This is a genomic window from Polyangium fumosum, assembly GCF_005144585.1.
GTDB classification, from domain to species: Bacteria; Myxococcota_A; Polyangia; order Polyangiales; family Polyangiaceae; genus Polyangium; species Polyangium fumosum.
In genome coordinates, this window is the sequence record NZ_SSMQ01000077.1 from 21045 (window position 1) to 36661 (window position 15617).

The 15617-nt window shown below is 64.3% G+C and carries 8 protein-coding genes; 4 read left to right on the plus strand and 4 right to left on the minus strand.

Annotated features, from left to right (window positions below):
- Nucleotides 1–292: 292 nt before the first annotated feature.
- Genes E8A74_RS43160 through E8A74_RS43170 form a run of 4 tightly spaced genes read left to right on the plus strand, consistent with a single transcriptional unit; the run spans nucleotide 293 to nucleotide 8624 of the window.
- Nucleotides 293–2524: a type VI secretion system Vgr family protein gene (locus tag E8A74_RS43160; RefSeq protein WP_170229818.1), complete on the plus strand. Its 2232-nt coding sequence runs from the start codon at nucleotides 293–295 to the stop codon at nucleotides 2522–2524.
- An 11-nt stretch (nucleotides 2525–2535) separates the two neighbouring features.
- Nucleotides 2536–4020: a hypothetical protein gene (locus tag E8A74_RS53390; RefSeq protein WP_170229819.1), complete on the plus strand. Its 1485-nt coding sequence runs from the start codon at nucleotides 2536–2538 to the stop codon at nucleotides 4018–4020.
- The gene (locus tag E8A74_RS43165) at nucleotides 3998–8047 is read left to right on the plus strand and encodes a DUF6531 domain-containing protein (RefSeq protein ID WP_170229820.1); all 4050 of its coding nucleotides are present in this window, start codon (nucleotides 3998–4000) and stop codon (nucleotides 8045–8047) included. The genes E8A74_RS53390 and E8A74_RS43165 overlap by 23 nt, the downstream gene beginning before the upstream one ends.
- Before the next feature lie 22 nt (nucleotides 8048–8069).
- On the plus strand, nucleotides 8070–8624 hold the full coding sequence (locus E8A74_RS43170; protein WP_136934986.1) for a hypothetical protein: 555 nt from the start codon (nucleotides 8070–8072) through the stop codon (nucleotides 8622–8624).
- A gap of 81 nt (nucleotides 8625–8705) precedes the next feature.
- On the opposite strand, the gene E8A74_RS43175 is transcribed toward E8A74_RS43170, so the two are convergent.
- From E8A74_RS43175 to E8A74_RS43190, 4 genes are read right to left on the minus strand one after another with little or no spacing between them, the layout of a single operon-like run.
- Nucleotides 8706–11816 carry a type I restriction endonuclease subunit R gene (locus E8A74_RS43175; RefSeq protein WP_136934987.1) on the minus strand — a complete coding sequence of 1037 codons (3111 nt, stop codon included), beginning with the start codon at nucleotides 11814–11816 and terminating at the stop codon, nucleotides 8706–8708.
- Nucleotides 11813–12457 (minus strand): hypothetical protein, encoded by a 645-nt coding sequence (locus tag E8A74_RS43180; RefSeq protein ID WP_136934988.1) that lies wholly within the window; start codon nucleotides 12455–12457, stop codon nucleotides 11813–11815. Before E8A74_RS43180 ends, E8A74_RS43175 begins: the two co-directional genes overlap by 4 nt.
- Nucleotides 12454–13839 (minus strand): restriction endonuclease subunit S, encoded by a 1386-nt coding sequence (locus E8A74_RS43185; RefSeq protein ID WP_136934989.1) that lies wholly within the window; start codon nucleotides 13837–13839, stop codon nucleotides 12454–12456. Before E8A74_RS43185 ends, E8A74_RS43180 begins: the two co-directional genes overlap by 4 nt.
- A complete protein-coding gene (locus E8A74_RS43190; RefSeq protein ID WP_136934990.1) occupies nucleotides 13802–15382 on the minus strand; it encodes a class I SAM-dependent DNA methyltransferase in 1581 nt (526 codons plus the stop codon). The genes E8A74_RS43185 and E8A74_RS43190 overlap by 38 nt, the downstream gene beginning before the upstream one ends.
- Between the last annotated feature and the right edge of the window lie 235 nt (nucleotides 15383–15617).

A 15617-nucleotide genomic window follows, 5' to 3' on the forward strand; every position in this document is an offset into this window, starting at 1 on the left:
TTACGATTCGATCCGCTGCACTGCCGACGTCAGAACCCCGACACGTAGTGATCCACACCACGGCCCAATTCTTGCGCATGCTAGGCCATAGGACGCACAATGTCCTACGCGAAGCACCCTTCGCACTTCTATCCTTGACGGTCAGCATGTCGGTCGGACAACCTGCCGCCTAACCAGGATCTCCGTATCTCCGGAGAACCTGTACGTAGGGGTCAGGGCAATGAATATCCTCCTTTCGATTGAGGGGGCTGGTGAGCTATTGCGTGGCGTTCGGCTCTCCGGCTCCGAAGGTGTGTCCGAGCTTTTTCGATTCGAGATCGACGTCGTTCGCGGCCTTCCGATGCAGGGAATCGTCGGCGGGTTGCTCGACAAGCTGGGCGTCGGGGCCCTCCCGGTCAATCCGCTGGCCATCGCGCAGACGATCCACGCGGCCATGGTCAATCATGCCGGCCAAACGGCAAGCCTGACGTTCGATACGGGCGAGAGCACGCGGACAGTTCGCGGCATGATCGCCGAGTTCGTGCAGCTCGACGACGGCAAGACGGGGACCGCGTACAGGACCGTGCTCGTGCCGGATGTCGCGCGACTTCTCCATCGCAAAGACAACCGAATCTTTCAGGAGAAGTCCGCGCCCGAGATCATCGCCGCGGTGCTCGATTCCGCTGGCATCCGTGGCGGCAGCTATCGCTTCGCACTGGGCAAGGATCGGCCGCGCCGGGACTATTGTGTGCAGTACCGGGAGACCGATTGGGCATTCGTCTCGCGGCTCCTCGAAGAAGAGGGCATCCATTACTTCTTCGACGAAGACAGCGTTCTCGTGATGGCTGACGGGCCCACGGCGCACGCTCCGATCTCCGGCGGAACGCTCGCCTTCCGTGCACCGCTTGGCGCCATGGCGCATGGCGAGCACGTGTCCAGGTTCGCGTGGGCGGAGCGGGTGCGTTCCGGCAAGGTCACGCTGCGGGATTACGAATTCAAAAAGCCCGCTCTCTCGCTCGAAACCGTGAAGAAGGCCGACGATGACGCGGATCTGGAGGTCTACGAGTACCCGGGGCGCTACGAAACGCCAGAGCGAGGCGCGGAGTTCGCGGCCATGCGGATCGAGGAGCTGCGGACCCGCGCGCAGAGCGGGGCCGGGGAGAGCGATTCGTGCCGGGTCGTTCCGGGGAAGACGTTCCTGCTCTTGGACCATCCTGACGATCGCATGAATGGGGCTTATTTGGTCATGCGGGTCGAGCATCAGGGCACCGCGCCGATCCCGGACGCTATCCTCACCGACGGGGAATCGTCCTACGAGAACCGCTTCGAGGTCGTGGGCGCGGACGTGAGGGTTCGTCCTTCCCGTACGACTCCCCGGCCCGTGATCTCGGGGCCGCAGACAGCGATCGTCGTGGGGCCCGGAAAGGAGGAGCTGCACACGGATGCCTATGGCCGCGTCAAGGTGCAATTCCATTGGGATCGCCAGGGAAAGAAGGATGAGCGCAGCTCGTGCTGGCTTCGCGTCATGCAAGCCTCGGCTGGCGCGGGCTGGGGTGCGCAGTTCTTGCCGCGTGTAGGGCACGAGGTCGTCGTGGCGTTCCTGGAGGGCGACCCCGATCGGCCCTTCGTCATCGGGAGCCTGTACCACGCCGCGAACGTGCCGCCGTACGCGCTTCCGCAGCAGAAAACGCGCAGCGGCATCCGCACGAAGACGTTCGGCGGAGACGGGCATAACGAGATCCGCTTCGACGACGCTACGGGCGCGGAGGAACTCTACGTGCACGCTCAACGTGATTACAATGAGGTTGTAGAGCACGACCGCTCCGCCGTTGTGCATGGGAAGCGGACGCAAACGGTGGACGGGGACGACGCGGAGCACGTGCACGGAAACCAGGGCCTCACCGTCGATGGCAGCCAGCACGTCCACGTTCGCGGCAACCACCGGACGATCATCGACGGCGACGAGCCGAAGCCCGGAGGCGTCCGCGGGGGCGCCGTCACCGTGCGAGGAAATTACGCGCTCGACACGTCGGATACGGTGCGCGTCCAGGCTCCCACCTCGATCCGGCTGGAGTGTGGCGGAAGTTTCGTGATGATCGAGCCCGGCAAGATCACGATCACGGCCGGCGGTGGGGCGACGTTGGTTCTCGATCCGAATGCGCTCCTGCAATCGGCCGCTGGGTCGCGCATGTTCCTCGATGCGAACGCGCTTGCAAAGGCGACGGGCGGCGCGGAAGTGCTGCTCGATGCGAATGTCTGCGCGAAGTCTGCCGCGGGCAGCCAGGTCCTGCTCGACGGCAACGCGTGTATGTCGTCGACCGGGGGGAGCGCAGTCCTTCTCGATGGAAACGCGATGATGAGCAGCCCTGCCGAGGCGACGATGTGCGGCAGCACCGCGACGGTCTCGGGTAGCGCAGCGGCGATCCTCTCGGGACCGGGCGGCGTTGTCGCAGCGGATGGCGGCGGGGTCGCGTCGTCCGGGGGCAAGGTGGACGTCAGTGGCGGCGCGTTCAACGTGGCCACGGGCATTGCCTGCGTGAATTGAGGGAAGCAGCCATGTTCAAGAGCATTACGGATCCCCTCGTCCACGTGGCAGAGGCAATCCAGACGTTCATCGCCGAGCCGGAACTGCGGATGATGCATGTCACGACGTCGGATCCCATCCGGATCTCGGCGCTCGAACACATCGCCGCGGCGGAGCATCACCAGGACAATCTTTGCCCGTTCGTCTTTCTCGAAGCACCAACCGAGACGACCGATGACGGCTGGGAAATCCGCAGCGAGGAGCTGCGGGCCGACATGGAAGAAATCGCGGAGCTGCACGAGAAGGGCGGCGAAGGCGTCACGGTCCGCGCCATGCCGGGCGAAGCGCGCGCGCCGTCCGCGCTGGGGCGCTTTGGCTTGGAGCTGCGCGCGGCCCTCGGCTGTCTCGGCGCCCCGCTCGCGGGGCTCGTGGTCGTGCTCTCGCCGGTTTGGGTGCACGATGCGAAGCAGTGGATGGAGGACATCGCCGCGCTCGTCGAGCGCCCGGACCTCGCGCGCGTTCGGTGGGTTATCGTCGACTTGGACGAACCCATTTGCGCGCCGATCGCTGAGAAGCTCGGCAAGGCAGCGCTCGTCGTGGATGCGCGGCTCGACACGGGCGACGTGCAACGCGACGTCGAGGCGATGTTTTCGGCTGCGGCATCTGCTCCCCCTGGGGCCGATGGGATGCGGATCGCGGGTATGGCAGGCCCGGATGAGGCTCCGCCTCCGCACAAGGTCCGAACTCCGCCGCTTACGCCGCAGCAAGCCCGCATAATCGCGGAGGGTCGGGAGAAGGCCCGCGTCGAGACAATCGAGAAAGGAACTCCCGAGGCACTTCTGCGGCCCGAGCCTATGCGCGAGCTTCGAGGGTTCGTCATGGGAGCGGCGGCAGCGATGATCAAGGGTGAGGCGTCGCGGGCGGTGGCCTTCATGCGCGAGGCAAAGGCGCTCTGTCGCACGGCAGGGCTCGGGAAACTCGCCGTGATGATGGGGCTCGTCATGGGCGGCTTCGCGATGCAGGCGCGCGCGCCGGATACCGCGGCAGCCATCTTCCGCGAGGCTCGCGCGGAGGCCGACGCGGCGGAGCTGCCGGCGCTCTCCGCGCAGGCGCAGCTCGCGGTCGGCTCCGGCCTGCTGGCGGCGGGCAAGCCGGGAGAGGCAGCGCTCGCATTCGCCGAGGCCGGGCAGCTCGCCGCTGCGCAGGGGGAGCGGATGTTCGCGATCGAGGCGTATCGCATGGCCGGGCAGGTGCTCGTTTCGCAGCGCGATTTCGAGCATGCCGCAGGGGCATTCTGGCGGGCGGTCCAGATTGCGAGTGACGGCGAGCCGGAGGAGTGGCGCTTGTCGAGTGGGCCGGAAGCGGCGCGGGCGCTCGGGCGAATCTTCCGCGAGCACGGGAGCGCAGACCGAGCGGACTGGCTCGAGCGCGTCGCCGTCGAAATGGAGACGATGGGCGAGAGCGAGGCGGATACGCCGTCGATGGAGACGAACGATGCTTGTCGCGACGCAGTTTGATCCCGTCCTCGGGCTCGATTTTCACATGGTCGGCGTGCCCGCTCCGCCGGCTCCCGCGCCGGTCCCGACGCTCGTGCCGATGGCATACGTCGGCATGGTCTTCGATCCGGTCGGGGTCGCTGTGTCGGCGGCCATCGGAACGGCTGCGGGGGCCGGGCCGGGGCTCGTGTTCGCCAATGGCATGCCCGTGGCGAATACGGGCACGCTCGGGACGAACCTGCTCACGATGCCCCACGTCCCGGCGCCGGGCGTGACGTTCCTGCCGCCCACGGGGCCCGGGAATGATGCGATGTTGATGTTCGGATCGCTGGGGGTCACATTCGGCGGGAGTCTCGCTGTGCGGCTCGGGGATCTCGCGCTGTCGTGCAGCGATCCCGTCCGTCTGCCGACGAGCGTTGTGCTTGCAGTGCCGAAGGGCGCGCCGGTGCTCGTGAATCGGCCGATGGTGCCGGACGTGAAGGCGATTGCGTTTGCAGCCGGGATCAAGGCCACGCTTCGCGCGCTCGGGGCCGTGGTTCGCGCGGGTGGCAAGTTGTTCCGGAAGCTGCGGGCTGCGCAGCGGCGCAGCGGGAAGTGGGCTCGAATCAGCCAAGGGCTGCGCCAGGCCGTCGATCATATCGCGCCGCGGCGCTATCGCGACCGTATTCACACGGCCATTTGCTTCGCCACGGGGCATCCCGTGGATGTCGCGACGGGGCGCATGTTCACGGAGAAGCGGGATCTGGAGCTGCCGGGACCGCTGCCGCTCGTGATCGAGAGGATTTACTCGTCGTCGCGGTCGTGGCGGGATGGGCCCCTCGGGTATGGGTGGTCGCATAGCCTCGATCAGGCGGTGTGGTGCGAGCGGGGCAAGGTCGTGTACCTGGCGGAGGACGGGCGCGAGATCGAGTTTCTGCTCGGCCATCTCCCCGATCGCATGATCAGGTCGGGTCAAAGCGTGTACGAGCCGACCAACCGGCTAACGTTGAAAGCTCGCCGCGGGCACAGATTCGAGATCGAGACGCGCGACGGGCTCGTGCTGCACTTCGCGCGGGTGAAGGGTGCGGCGGACCCCACGCGTGCCCGACTCCAACGGATTGCGACGAGGGATGGCATCACGATCGAGTTTGACTACGACGAACGGGGCAGGCTTTCGCAGGTAACCGATAGCGGCAATCGGAAGCTTCGGCTGGTGTACGACGGCAAGGATCGGCTGCGCGAGATCAAGGTGCCGCATCCACGCGAGGGATGGGTGCGTCACGTAAAGTACGAGTTCGACGAACTGGGCAACTTAGCACGCGTGGTCGATGCGCTCGGGAACGCCGAGACGTACGCGTACAAGGGGCATCTCTTGGTGAAGGAGACCGATCGCACAGGGCTGTCGTTCTACTTCCAATATGACGGACTCAACGAATATGCGAAGTGCGTGCGGACGTGGGGTGACGGAGGCATTTACGATCACGTGATCCGCTACGACGAGCGCAACCGAAAGACGTTCGTGGATGACAGCCTCGCCAACCTTCGCGTATTCCAGCGGGATGAGCTGGGGAACGTCGTAGAGGTGACGGACCAGCAAGGAAAGATCACGCGCTATCTGTACGATCCCGAGAGCGGGCAGGAGGCCGCCGAGGCGGATCCGCTCAGGCGTGAGACGCGGCGTGAATTCGACGAGCGCGGGAATTACGTGGCGGTCGTGCGTCCCGATGGAACGACGGAGCGCATGGAGTACGAGCGGGATCGGCTCGTGCGGTACGTGAACCCGTGCGGCGCGGAGTGGCGCTGGCGATACGATGGCGCGGGGCGCGTGCGAGCGGCGATCAATCCGCTTGGCGAGGAGACGCGATACCGCTGGAAGCGGGGACTGCTCCGCGAGGTCACCGATCCGATGGGGGGACGGCTCGCGATCGAGTATGACGACGCGAAGAACGTGCGGAGCATTCGTTACCCGAACGGGGGCGAGGAGAAGCTCGTCCACGACATCCTGGGCCGCGTGGTCGAGCATCGGGACGCGCGGGGCGAAGTGACGAGGTACAGGTACAACGCGCTCCGGCTGGTCGAGGTCGAGGAGCCCGACGGGAACCACCTGCGGATCAAGTACGATCCCGAGGGGAATCCGATCGAGGCGAAGGATCACGCGCGCCACGTGCGGTTTGGCTACGCCGGGTTCCATCACCTCGCGCTGCGCGAAGAGGCGGGCGAGGCGGTTCGTCTGCGGTACGATACCGAGGGGCAACTCATGGCGATCGAGAACGAGGCCGGCGAGATCCACACCCTCACGCGCGACGCGTGCGGGCGTGTGATCCAGGAGATCGGCTTCGACGGGAGCGGTCAGCGGTACGTGTACGACGCGGGCGGCGTACTCGTGAAGAGCATGCAGCCGAGCGGGCGGACGGTGGTGTTCGAGCGTGATGCCCTCGGGCGTGTGACGTGTGTTCGTTACCCCGACGGCACGGCGGAGCAGTTCGCGTATCGCGCGGATGGGGCGCTCATCGAGGCCGAGAACGACGCCGCGTGTGTGAGGTTCGAGCGTGACGCGCTCGGGCGCGTGGTGCGCGAGCTGCAAGGATCGCACGTCGTCGAGCGGCGCTACGACGCGCGGGGCCTGGTGGCCGAGGTGTCGTCCTCGCTCGGCTTTGATGGCGCGTTCCTGCGCGACGCCATGGGCGAGCTCGACGCAATCTCGCTCGGCACGGGCGTCGATCGGTGGCGTACGTCGATCACGCGTGACGTGGCGGGCCTCGAAGCCGAGCGGCGGTTGCCCGGCGGGATCGCGGTGCGCACGCGGCGGGATCGGATCGGGCGCGTCGCGGAGGCGTCGATGCTCGACGGCGGCGAGGAGCTGCGGCGCGTTGCGTACACGTGGGAGCCAGGTTCGCTGTTGAAGGAGCGCGACGACTCGCGGCGCGGGCTGACGCGGTACTTCCACGATCAGCGCGCCAGGCTCACGGCCGCGACGGAGCCGAGTGGGCGCGTGCGTTGGCGGCGGCCCACGGCGACGGGGAACATCCAGCAGGCGATGGAGGGGGAGCCGCGGACGTACAAGACGGGCGGCGTGCTCGTCGCGGCGGATGGCGTGACGTACGAGTATGACCGCGACGGGAACCGGACGGCGAAAGTGTGGCCGGACGGGAGGCGGGAGAAGTACGCGTGGAACGCTGCTGGACGGCTCGGTGCGGTGACGAAGCCGGACGGCTCGATCGTGACGTACCATTACGACGCACTCGGCCGCCGCGTGAAGAAGACCTCGGACACGGAGGAGCGGACGTGGATCTGGGATGGCGACGTCCCGCTGCACGAGCTTTCCACGAACGAAGGGCCGATCGCGTGGGTGTTCGAGCCGGGAACGTTCACGCTGGCCGCGAAGGTGCAGGGCTTGCGGCGGTGGGCGATCGTCACGGATCAGGTCGGGGCGCCGTGCGCGGCGTTCGATGAGTGGGGCGGGGTTGCGTGGCAGGGGGAGGTCGACGTCTATGGGAAGACGGCGGCCGAGGTGGAAAAGACGACGCTGCCGTGGCGGTTTCCCGGGCAGTATGAGGATGCCGAGACGGGGCTCTTCTACAATCGGTTTAGGTATTACGACCCGGAGACGGGGGCGTATATCAGTAAGGATCCGATTGGGCTTGCAGGCGGCCTGCACCTTTACGGGTATGTACTTGATCCCCTCATCGGTTATGACCCGTTCGGACTATCGTGCAGGATTAAGGCTGGGGATAACTTCAAGTGGCATTACATCGACCACAAGACTCTGCTGGAGAGAGCTGTCAAAACAAAGCTTCCAAAGTGGAGCCAATCGAACAATGGCGCGGCATTCCGTGAAACTCTCGACCGTATGATCGGCGATGGGTCCTTGCGACACCGGGGACTCGGGACCTTGAATCGCGATGCCATGCCGACGCATATCTTCGAGGGCAATGGCCTGACGGCTGCCATTCGTCCTGATGGTGAGTTCGTTACTCTATTGCAGTCAGGAGTTGGAAGAGCTGCACCGGGAACGATCCGCTATCCTGTACCACAGCAGCTTCTTCTGCCTGGCTTCTCACCCTGGTGACCGCTGAGGAAGGAATAACCCCATGATGGACACTGCGGCGTTCAAGGCATTCGTAGCTGCCGTCGAGCGGGCGGCAATACAAGACATATACGTAACGGGATTCATAGACCGCGGCAATGGAGTTCCCACGGATCTGTTACCTAGCGGAAGCGACTGGCTCCAATTCACATCGGTCTGGAACTGGTTGTACGTCCGCGTCGGCAATTACCTCTTCTTGCTGGAGACGGTCGCGCAGTACGCACGCCTAGCAATCGAGCGCGCAGAGCGGATTGAGTGCAAATTTCCTGTGGAGCCCGAAGATACGTTCGGCTTCTCCTCCGTCATCAGGAGTGTTCTCCAAAGTGGTGCTGACCAAGCCGTGGTCGTCGGCATCGATCTGTTCTGTGCCGTCAACCCAGGACCAGATGAGGGCATAGGCGCGATGGGGCTCGCGTGTGGAAAAGATTACATCTTCATCGACGCACTGGATTACAACGGAATTCATGTTGGGGGTGCAAGGTCGCGCGACTTATGGTTGGAGTATTTCGGAAACCGGTACGCAGTGAAAAGTGTATCCGTGAATTCGGCCATTGCGTAGGCGAGGAGAAGCCCGTCCACGACAATTCCTCGGGCGCGTGGTCGAGCATCTCGACGCACGCGGCAACGCGTTCCGGTTGGTTCAGGACGCGAGCCACCCGTCCGAGAACAGCTCCGCCTGCTCCAGCACCGTGCGCGTCGCCTCGTCTTGCTTGCCGGGCGGGTAGCCGTGTTTCCGGAGGATGCGCTTCACGATGACACGCAGCTTCGCGCGCACCGACTCCTTGACGGTCCAGTCGATCGTCACGTTCTTCCGCACCGACTCGACCAGCTCGCGCGCGATGACGCGGAGGTTGCCGTCGCCGAGCACGGACTCGGCCGTCTCGTCCACGTGGAGCGCGTCGTAGAATGCAACCTCGTCATCAGACATCCCGAGCGATTCGCCGCGCCCCCGCGCGTCCTGCATCTCGCGCGCGAGACCGATCAGCTCTTCGATGACCTCACGACTGGAGAGCGCGCGGTTTCGATAGCGCCTGATGGCGGCGTCGAGCAGCTCCGAGAATTTCCGGGCATTGACCACATTGCGCCGGGCCGTGACCTTGACCTCGTCGTCGATCAGCTTGCGGAGCATCTCGGCCGCGAGGTTCTTCTGCGGCATGTCGCGCAGCTCGGCGAGGAAGTCCTCCGAGAGGATGGAGATGTCCTGTCGCTTGATTCCTTCCTTCGCGAAGAGGTCGACGACCTCGTCCGAGGCCACGGCCTTCGAGACGAGCTGCCGGATCGCATGGTCCATGTTGCCAGGCGGGCGCTGCTCGGAGACCGTATTCTTGACCAGCACCGCGCGCACGGCCTGGAAGAAGCCAACGTCATCGCGGATCGCGAGGGCCTCCGGGTGGGGCACCGCAAGCGCAAACGCAGAGGAGAGCTTCGCGACGGCCTTGAGATACCTCTCCTTGCCGTCGTTCTGTTGGAGCACGTGGTCCGTGGCGTCCTTGAGCAGCGAAATCCGATCCGCAGCCGAGGCGGAGACCCAGCCTGAGAGATCGAACCCCTCGAACAGGTCGAGGCAAACCTCGTGCTCCCGTCGCGCGATACGTACCGCTTCCGCTTGATCGTGTTCGATCTGCCCTTCGCCTCCGGCCTCGGAGTACGTGTGCATCGCCTCCTTGAGGCGCGTGGCGAGCCCGATGTAGTCGACCACGAGCCCACCCGGCTTGTCGCGGAACACGCGGTTCACTCGGGCAATGGCCTGCATCAACCCGTGGCCCTGCATGGGTTTATCGATGTACATCGTATGCAGGCACGGCACATCGAAGCCGGTCAGCCACATGTCGCGCACGATCACGAGTTTGAGCGGGTCGTCCGGATCCTTGAAGCGTTTCGCCAGCGCCTCGCGTTTCGCCTTCGTTCGGATATGCGGCTGGAGAGCGCGCACGTCGCTCGCTCCGCCGGTGATGACGACCTTCATGGCCCCTTTCGTGTCGTCCTCGTCGTGCCAATCCGGCCGTAGCTTTCGGATCGCCTCGTAGATGTCGGCGCAGATCCGCCGGCTCATGCACACGAGCATGGCCTTGCCTTCCATGACCGTAAGGCGCGCCTCGAAGTGGTCGACGAGATCACGGGCGATACGCGCGATACGCGGATCCGCACCGGCGAGCGCTTCGAGCGCCGCCCATTTCGTTTTTAGCTTTTCCTTGCCGGCAAGCTCCTCGCCCTCGGTAACTTCCTCGAAATCATCGTCGATCGTATCGCGGGCCTTATCGTCGATCCGCAGGGGGACCATCCGGCCTTCGTAATAGATGCGTACCGTGGCGCCGTCGTCGACCGCGCGGGCGATGTCGTAGACGCTGATATGATCGCCGAACACGCCACGCGTGCTTTTGTCGGCCAATTCCACCGGCGTGCCGGTAAACCCAACGAACGACGCATTGGGCAGCGCGTCGTGCAGGTGCCGAGCGAATCCGTCGATGAAGTCGTACTGGCTGCGGTGTGCCTCGTCCGCGATGACGACGATGTTGCTGCGCTCGTTCAGCTCGGGGTAGGTATCGCCCTTCTCTTCGGGGATGATCTTCTGAATCGTCGTGAACACGATCCCGCCCGCGTTGGTCTGGAGTAGCTCGCGCAGGTGCGCGCGGTCGCGGGCCTGTACGGGGTCCTGCCGGAGCAGTTCCTTGCAGCGCGCGAATGTGCCGAAGAGCTGCTCGTCGAGGTCGTTGCGATCGGTGACGATGACGATGGTCGGGTTTCTCATCTCCGGGTGGACCACGAGCCGCCCGGCATAGAAAACCATCGTGAGGCTCTTGCCCGAGCCCTGCGTGTGCCACACCACGCCCACCTTGCGGTCCCCATCGGGACCAGTGGCGACGAGGGTTGCCTCTAGCCCGCGTGCCACGGCGTGGATTTGATGGTAGCCGGCGATCTTCTTGGCCACCGTCTCGCCGTCGTCCTCGAAGACGGTGTAATGGCGGATCATGTCGAGGAGCTTCCGGGGAGCGAGCACGCCCCGGATCAGCACCTCCAGCGCCGTCTTGCCCACTGGCGCACGGGGCACGACCGCGGACGGGCGTCCGTCCGGCGTGGGCTGCTCGTCGTCAGCCGACACCCAGGGAGCGAAGCGCTCGAAGCCCGCCGTGAGCGTGCCGAGGCGCGCGCTGAGGCCATCGGAGACGGCGAGGAGCGCGTTGTAGGTGAAGAGGTCGGGGAGATCGTGCTTGTAGGTCTGGAGCTGTTGGTAGGCGTCGAGAAGCGTCGCTTCTTCGTTGGCTGCGTTCTTCAACTCGATCACGACGAGGGGCAAGCCGTTCAGGAAAAGTACGACGTCGGCCCGGCGGGTCTGGTTTCCGGATGCGAAGATGACCTGATTGGCTGCGAGCCAGTCGTTCTCGTCGGGGTTCTCAAAGTCGATGATGCGGACGGGGTCGTATCCAAGAGAACCGTCGGCGCGCTGGTACTCGACGGTCACGCCGTGGACGAGGAAGGAATGGAGCGCGTGGTTGGCATCGACGAGGTTCGGGGACGAGACGTTGACGATCTTGCGATGGGCTTCGTCTAGCGCCTCGGCGGGGAGGTCGGGGTTGAGCTGCGCGATGGCCTCGCGGAGGCGCGTTTCGAGGACGACGCGCTCATATCCAGAGCGCTCGACGGCGGGATCGTCGGGGGCGAGCGCTGTGCCAGGCGTGATCGCATAGCCGACGTCGCCGAGCCATGTGAGCGCGGCTTCTTCGACGATGGACTCATCCACGCCGGTGCTCATTCCTTGCCTCCGCGCTTGCCGCCCTTGGCGAGCTTTTCGCCGACGACGCTGTAGGCGTCCCTGTCGACGGCAAAGAGCACCTCGCTTGCGTAATAGTTGAGCTCACCGATCTCGACGATCCCGTGCTCATTGTCGATGGCCATGTCGAAGTCGGGACGCGGGGCCGGTTTGGGAGGGACGAGCGCAGCGATCTCGTCGTCGACTTCTTTCGCGACGTCGGCGACGTTGAACAGGAGCCCGAATATCCAGAAAGCGGCGCTACGGATCGTAGTGATCGCACGCTTTGCAGGCACGCCTCCCGTGCCGCCGTGATACTGCTCGTTGCGCTGGTCGTGAGCCCAGAGGATATCCTCACGCTCGACCTTCCACGGCAGGCTGCCGCGGCGGGTGAGTTCGTGAGCGATGAAGTCGAGCTTGGTATGGTAATTCTTGAGCCACTTCTCGACGTCGGCGTTGGGATACGACGCGCCGCCACGGTGGACGGGGTTCAGCGTCAAGTAGGCCGTGATTGAGACCTCGACGGCGTTATCGAAGCTAATCAACGCCATGCGGCGGTCGATATCGTCGCCGGTGCGGAGATGCCCTTCTGCGTGGACGATGAGTTCGAAAGGTCCTCGGGCCCAGTTGCGAACCGTGGTCATACGCCGGCCTCTTTCAGGAAACTTTCGGGGTCGCGGATGCGGAGGTCGCCGGAGAGGAGCTTGGGGAGGAGGGTGTCGCGGAGGGCAGTTAGAGTCCGAATTTCACTCGCATCTTCCAGACGCTCGCTCATACGCTCGATGATGGGAAGGAGGCGAGCTTGGATAGACGGGGGTGGTACGGCGAAGCGGTACCCGAGAAAATCATCGCGACTGAGCGATAAGTTTGTAGTGCCCATGGCTCTCGACCGACAAAATTGTCGATAGCGCGGCGTTCGGAGCAGCCAATAGAGATACTCTGTCCGGATAGAAGTTGCCGTCGGTGCCAGCCTGACGGTGTCTTGGGTCAGCCGCCCTGACGCGATCCACTTCGGTACGCGCGCGACCGCACCGAGCAAATCGCCCGACTGAGTCACATCTTTAAGGGATACGTACAGATCGCCTGGTCGCAGAAGTATCTTTTCCGAGGATTCGCCTCCGTAGGTGCGAAGCGAATCACCACGAAAGCCACCATCCCGCTGAATTGACGCCAGCCCGAGCAGGACTGGACCGTCGTGCTCAAGAAGCGCGCTTTGGTATGTCGTTCCACGTTGAAGGCTTACGAAGTCTCCGAGCGCTGCGATCCTCCAGCCCGCTGGAATCGGCCCGATTTCGGACTCTTCGAAGTCGCGCGGAAACAGCTTTGCGGTCTCGCCGTCGATGCCGAGCGGCTCACGACGAGCAGCCCTTGTATGTACGGCATCGAAGTCAACGAACCAGGACTGGAAGAGGGTCCGACAAGTGTCCTCAAGGGTTTGGTTCATTCCTCGAAGCAAATCAATTTTGTCGTCAAAGGCTCCGAGGATATGAGCAATCGCGCGCTGCTTCTTCAAAGGAGGAAGAGCGACGCGAAGGCTGCGAAATATCCCCAAGTTTATGTGAGGAACGCCAGTGGCGATTGCCTGGGCGCGAATCGAGCGAACCGTCTCAGGACGCAGCAGCCAGTAGTAGACGTAGAGCGGATCAGCAACCTGCGGCTCGCAACGCAGCCGCATCTGGCTTTGAGAGACCAGCCATCGGGAATAACGAGAATCCGGCGGTACAATACCGACCTGTCCGAGCGTCCCGCGCTGAGTCACCACAATATCGCCAGCGACCGCAAGATTCCGAGAGAGAACGTTCGCCTTATCTTCGCTTACGAAGACCAAGTCATTGGCGTCAAAACGCTTCTCCCCCTGCCCCAAGTTCGAACCACGGATTACAGGTACGCCGGAAGCCACGTAGTCTGCACGGACCAAATCTGAACCAAATGGTCCGCCCACTATTCCGTCTGGGGCGGCCAACTCTCCGATCGAAACATCACGCCATTCAGCGGTCATACCCGAGCCCTCGGAGATTTCGCTCAATTATGGCGTCCAACTTCACACCGTGCGCCATCTGCTCCCGCAGCGTCCTCGCCAGTCGCACTATCTTCTCCTCGAACGGCTCCTCGTCCTCCTCCTCGGCCTCGGCCCCCACGTACCGCCCCGGCGTCAGCACATAATCGTGCCCCTTGATCTCCTCCAAGGTCGCCACCTTGCAGAATCCGGGCACATCCGCGTACTTGCCTTTCGCATCCCCACGGAATGCATGATACGCGCCAGCGATCTCAGCGATGTCGCTCTCCGTCAGCGTCCGGAGCACGCGATCGACCATCGTCCCTTTCTGCCGCGCGTCAATGAAGAGCACCTTCCCGCTGCGATTCTTCAGCCGCTTCCCCCGCTCGCCAAGCCCATTCTTCTTGTCCCGCGCCAGGATCCACAAGCACACCGGTATCTGCGTCGAATCGAAGAGCTGCCCTGGCAACGCGACCATGCAGTCGACGAGGTCCGCCGCCACGATGTTCTTGCGGATCTCCCCCTCTCCCGACTGCTGCGACGACATGCTCCCGTTCGCGAGCACGAACCCGGCGACGCCCGAGGGCGCGAGGTGGTGAATGAAGTTCTGTACCCAGGCAAAGTTCGCATTGCCCACGGGCGGGATGCCGTACTTCCACCGCGCATCCTCACGCAGCCGCGCCCCGCCCCAATCCGAATCGTTGAACGGCGGATTGGCGAGGATATAGTCGGCCTTGAGATCCTTGTGCAGATCGCGATGGAAGCTGTCCGCCCACTCGCCTCCGAGGTTCCCGTCGATCTGCCGAATGGCGAGGTTCATCTTCGCCAACCGCCACGTCGTCGGGTTCGACTCCTGCCCATAGATGCTGATGTCACCGATGCGCCCGCCGTGCTCCTCGACGAACTTCTCGCTGTGCACGAACATGCCGCCCGAGCCGCAGCACGGATCGAAGACGCGGCCCTTGTACGGGGCCAGCATCTCCACGAGCAGCTCGACGATGCACTTGGGCGTGTAGAACTGGCCGCCACGCTTGCCTTCGGCGGCGGCGAAGTGCCCGAGGAAATACATGTAGACGTCGCCGAGCACGTCGCGCCCGCGGCTCGCCTTGTCCTTGAAGCCGATGTCGCCGATCAGCTTGATCAGCTCGCCAAGGCGCTGCTTGTCGAGCGCGGGGCGGGCATACTGCTTTGGCAGCACGTCCTTGAGCGCGGGGTTCTCGCGCTCGATCGCGAGCATGGCCTCGTCCACGAGCTTGCCGATGGTCGATTGCGTGGCGCGGTCGGAGAGGAACGACCAGCGCGCCTCCTGCGGCACCCAGAACACGTTTTCGGCGCGGTACTCGTCCGGATCTTCCGGATCCGCGCCAGCATCCGCATCGGCGGCAAGGGCGGCGTGCTTCTCCTCGAAGGCGTCAGAGATGTACTTCAGGAAGATCAGCCCAAGGACGACGTGCTTGTACTCGGCGGCGTCGAGGTTGTTGCGTAGCTTGTCGGCCGCCGCCCACAGAGTTGCCTTGTAGTCGCCCACGCCCCCGCCTTCGGTGGGCTGTTTCGCCGCGTTGGTCTTGGCCATGGATGGCCGCGCATCCTACGTCATGGGCGGGAGGAGGCTCAAGTTAGGCTCTCGTCTTGGACGGTCCGTTTTGCTCCCGCGGCCCCATGGTCGTCCACCGTGCCCTCACCCCCCAGGTGCGCGTGGTTGTGAAGAAGAATCCTCACCACCGCGACCGCCCGCATCTTTATTCTTGACATGCCCACGCCCTCGTGTAGCGGCGCACGGGCCAAAGGGGGCAGGGCATGGGCGTACG

Coding starts and splice junctions, on each gene's coding strand:
- E8A74_RS53390 (WP_170229819.1), top strand. CDS start 2,536: ATGTTCAAGAGCATTACGGATCCCCTCGTCCACGTGGCAGAGGCAATC.
- E8A74_RS43165 (WP_170229820.1), top strand. CDS start 3,998: ATGCTTGTCGCGACGCAGTTTGATCCCGTCCTCGGGCTCGATTTTCAC.
- E8A74_RS43170 (WP_136934986.1), top strand. CDS start 8,070: ATGATGGACACTGCGGCGTTCAAGGCATTCGTAGCTGCCGTCGAGCGG.
- E8A74_RS43175 (WP_136934987.1), bottom strand. CDS start 11,816: ATGAGCACCGGCGTGGATGAGTCCATCGTCGAAGAAGCCGCGCTCACA.
- E8A74_RS43180 (WP_136934988.1), bottom strand. CDS start 12,457: ATGACCACGGTTCGCAACTGGGCCCGAGGACCTTTCGAACTCATCGTC.
- E8A74_RS43190 (WP_136934990.1), bottom strand. CDS start 15,382: ATGGCCAAGACCAACGCGGCGAAACAGCCCACCGAAGGCGGGGGCGTG.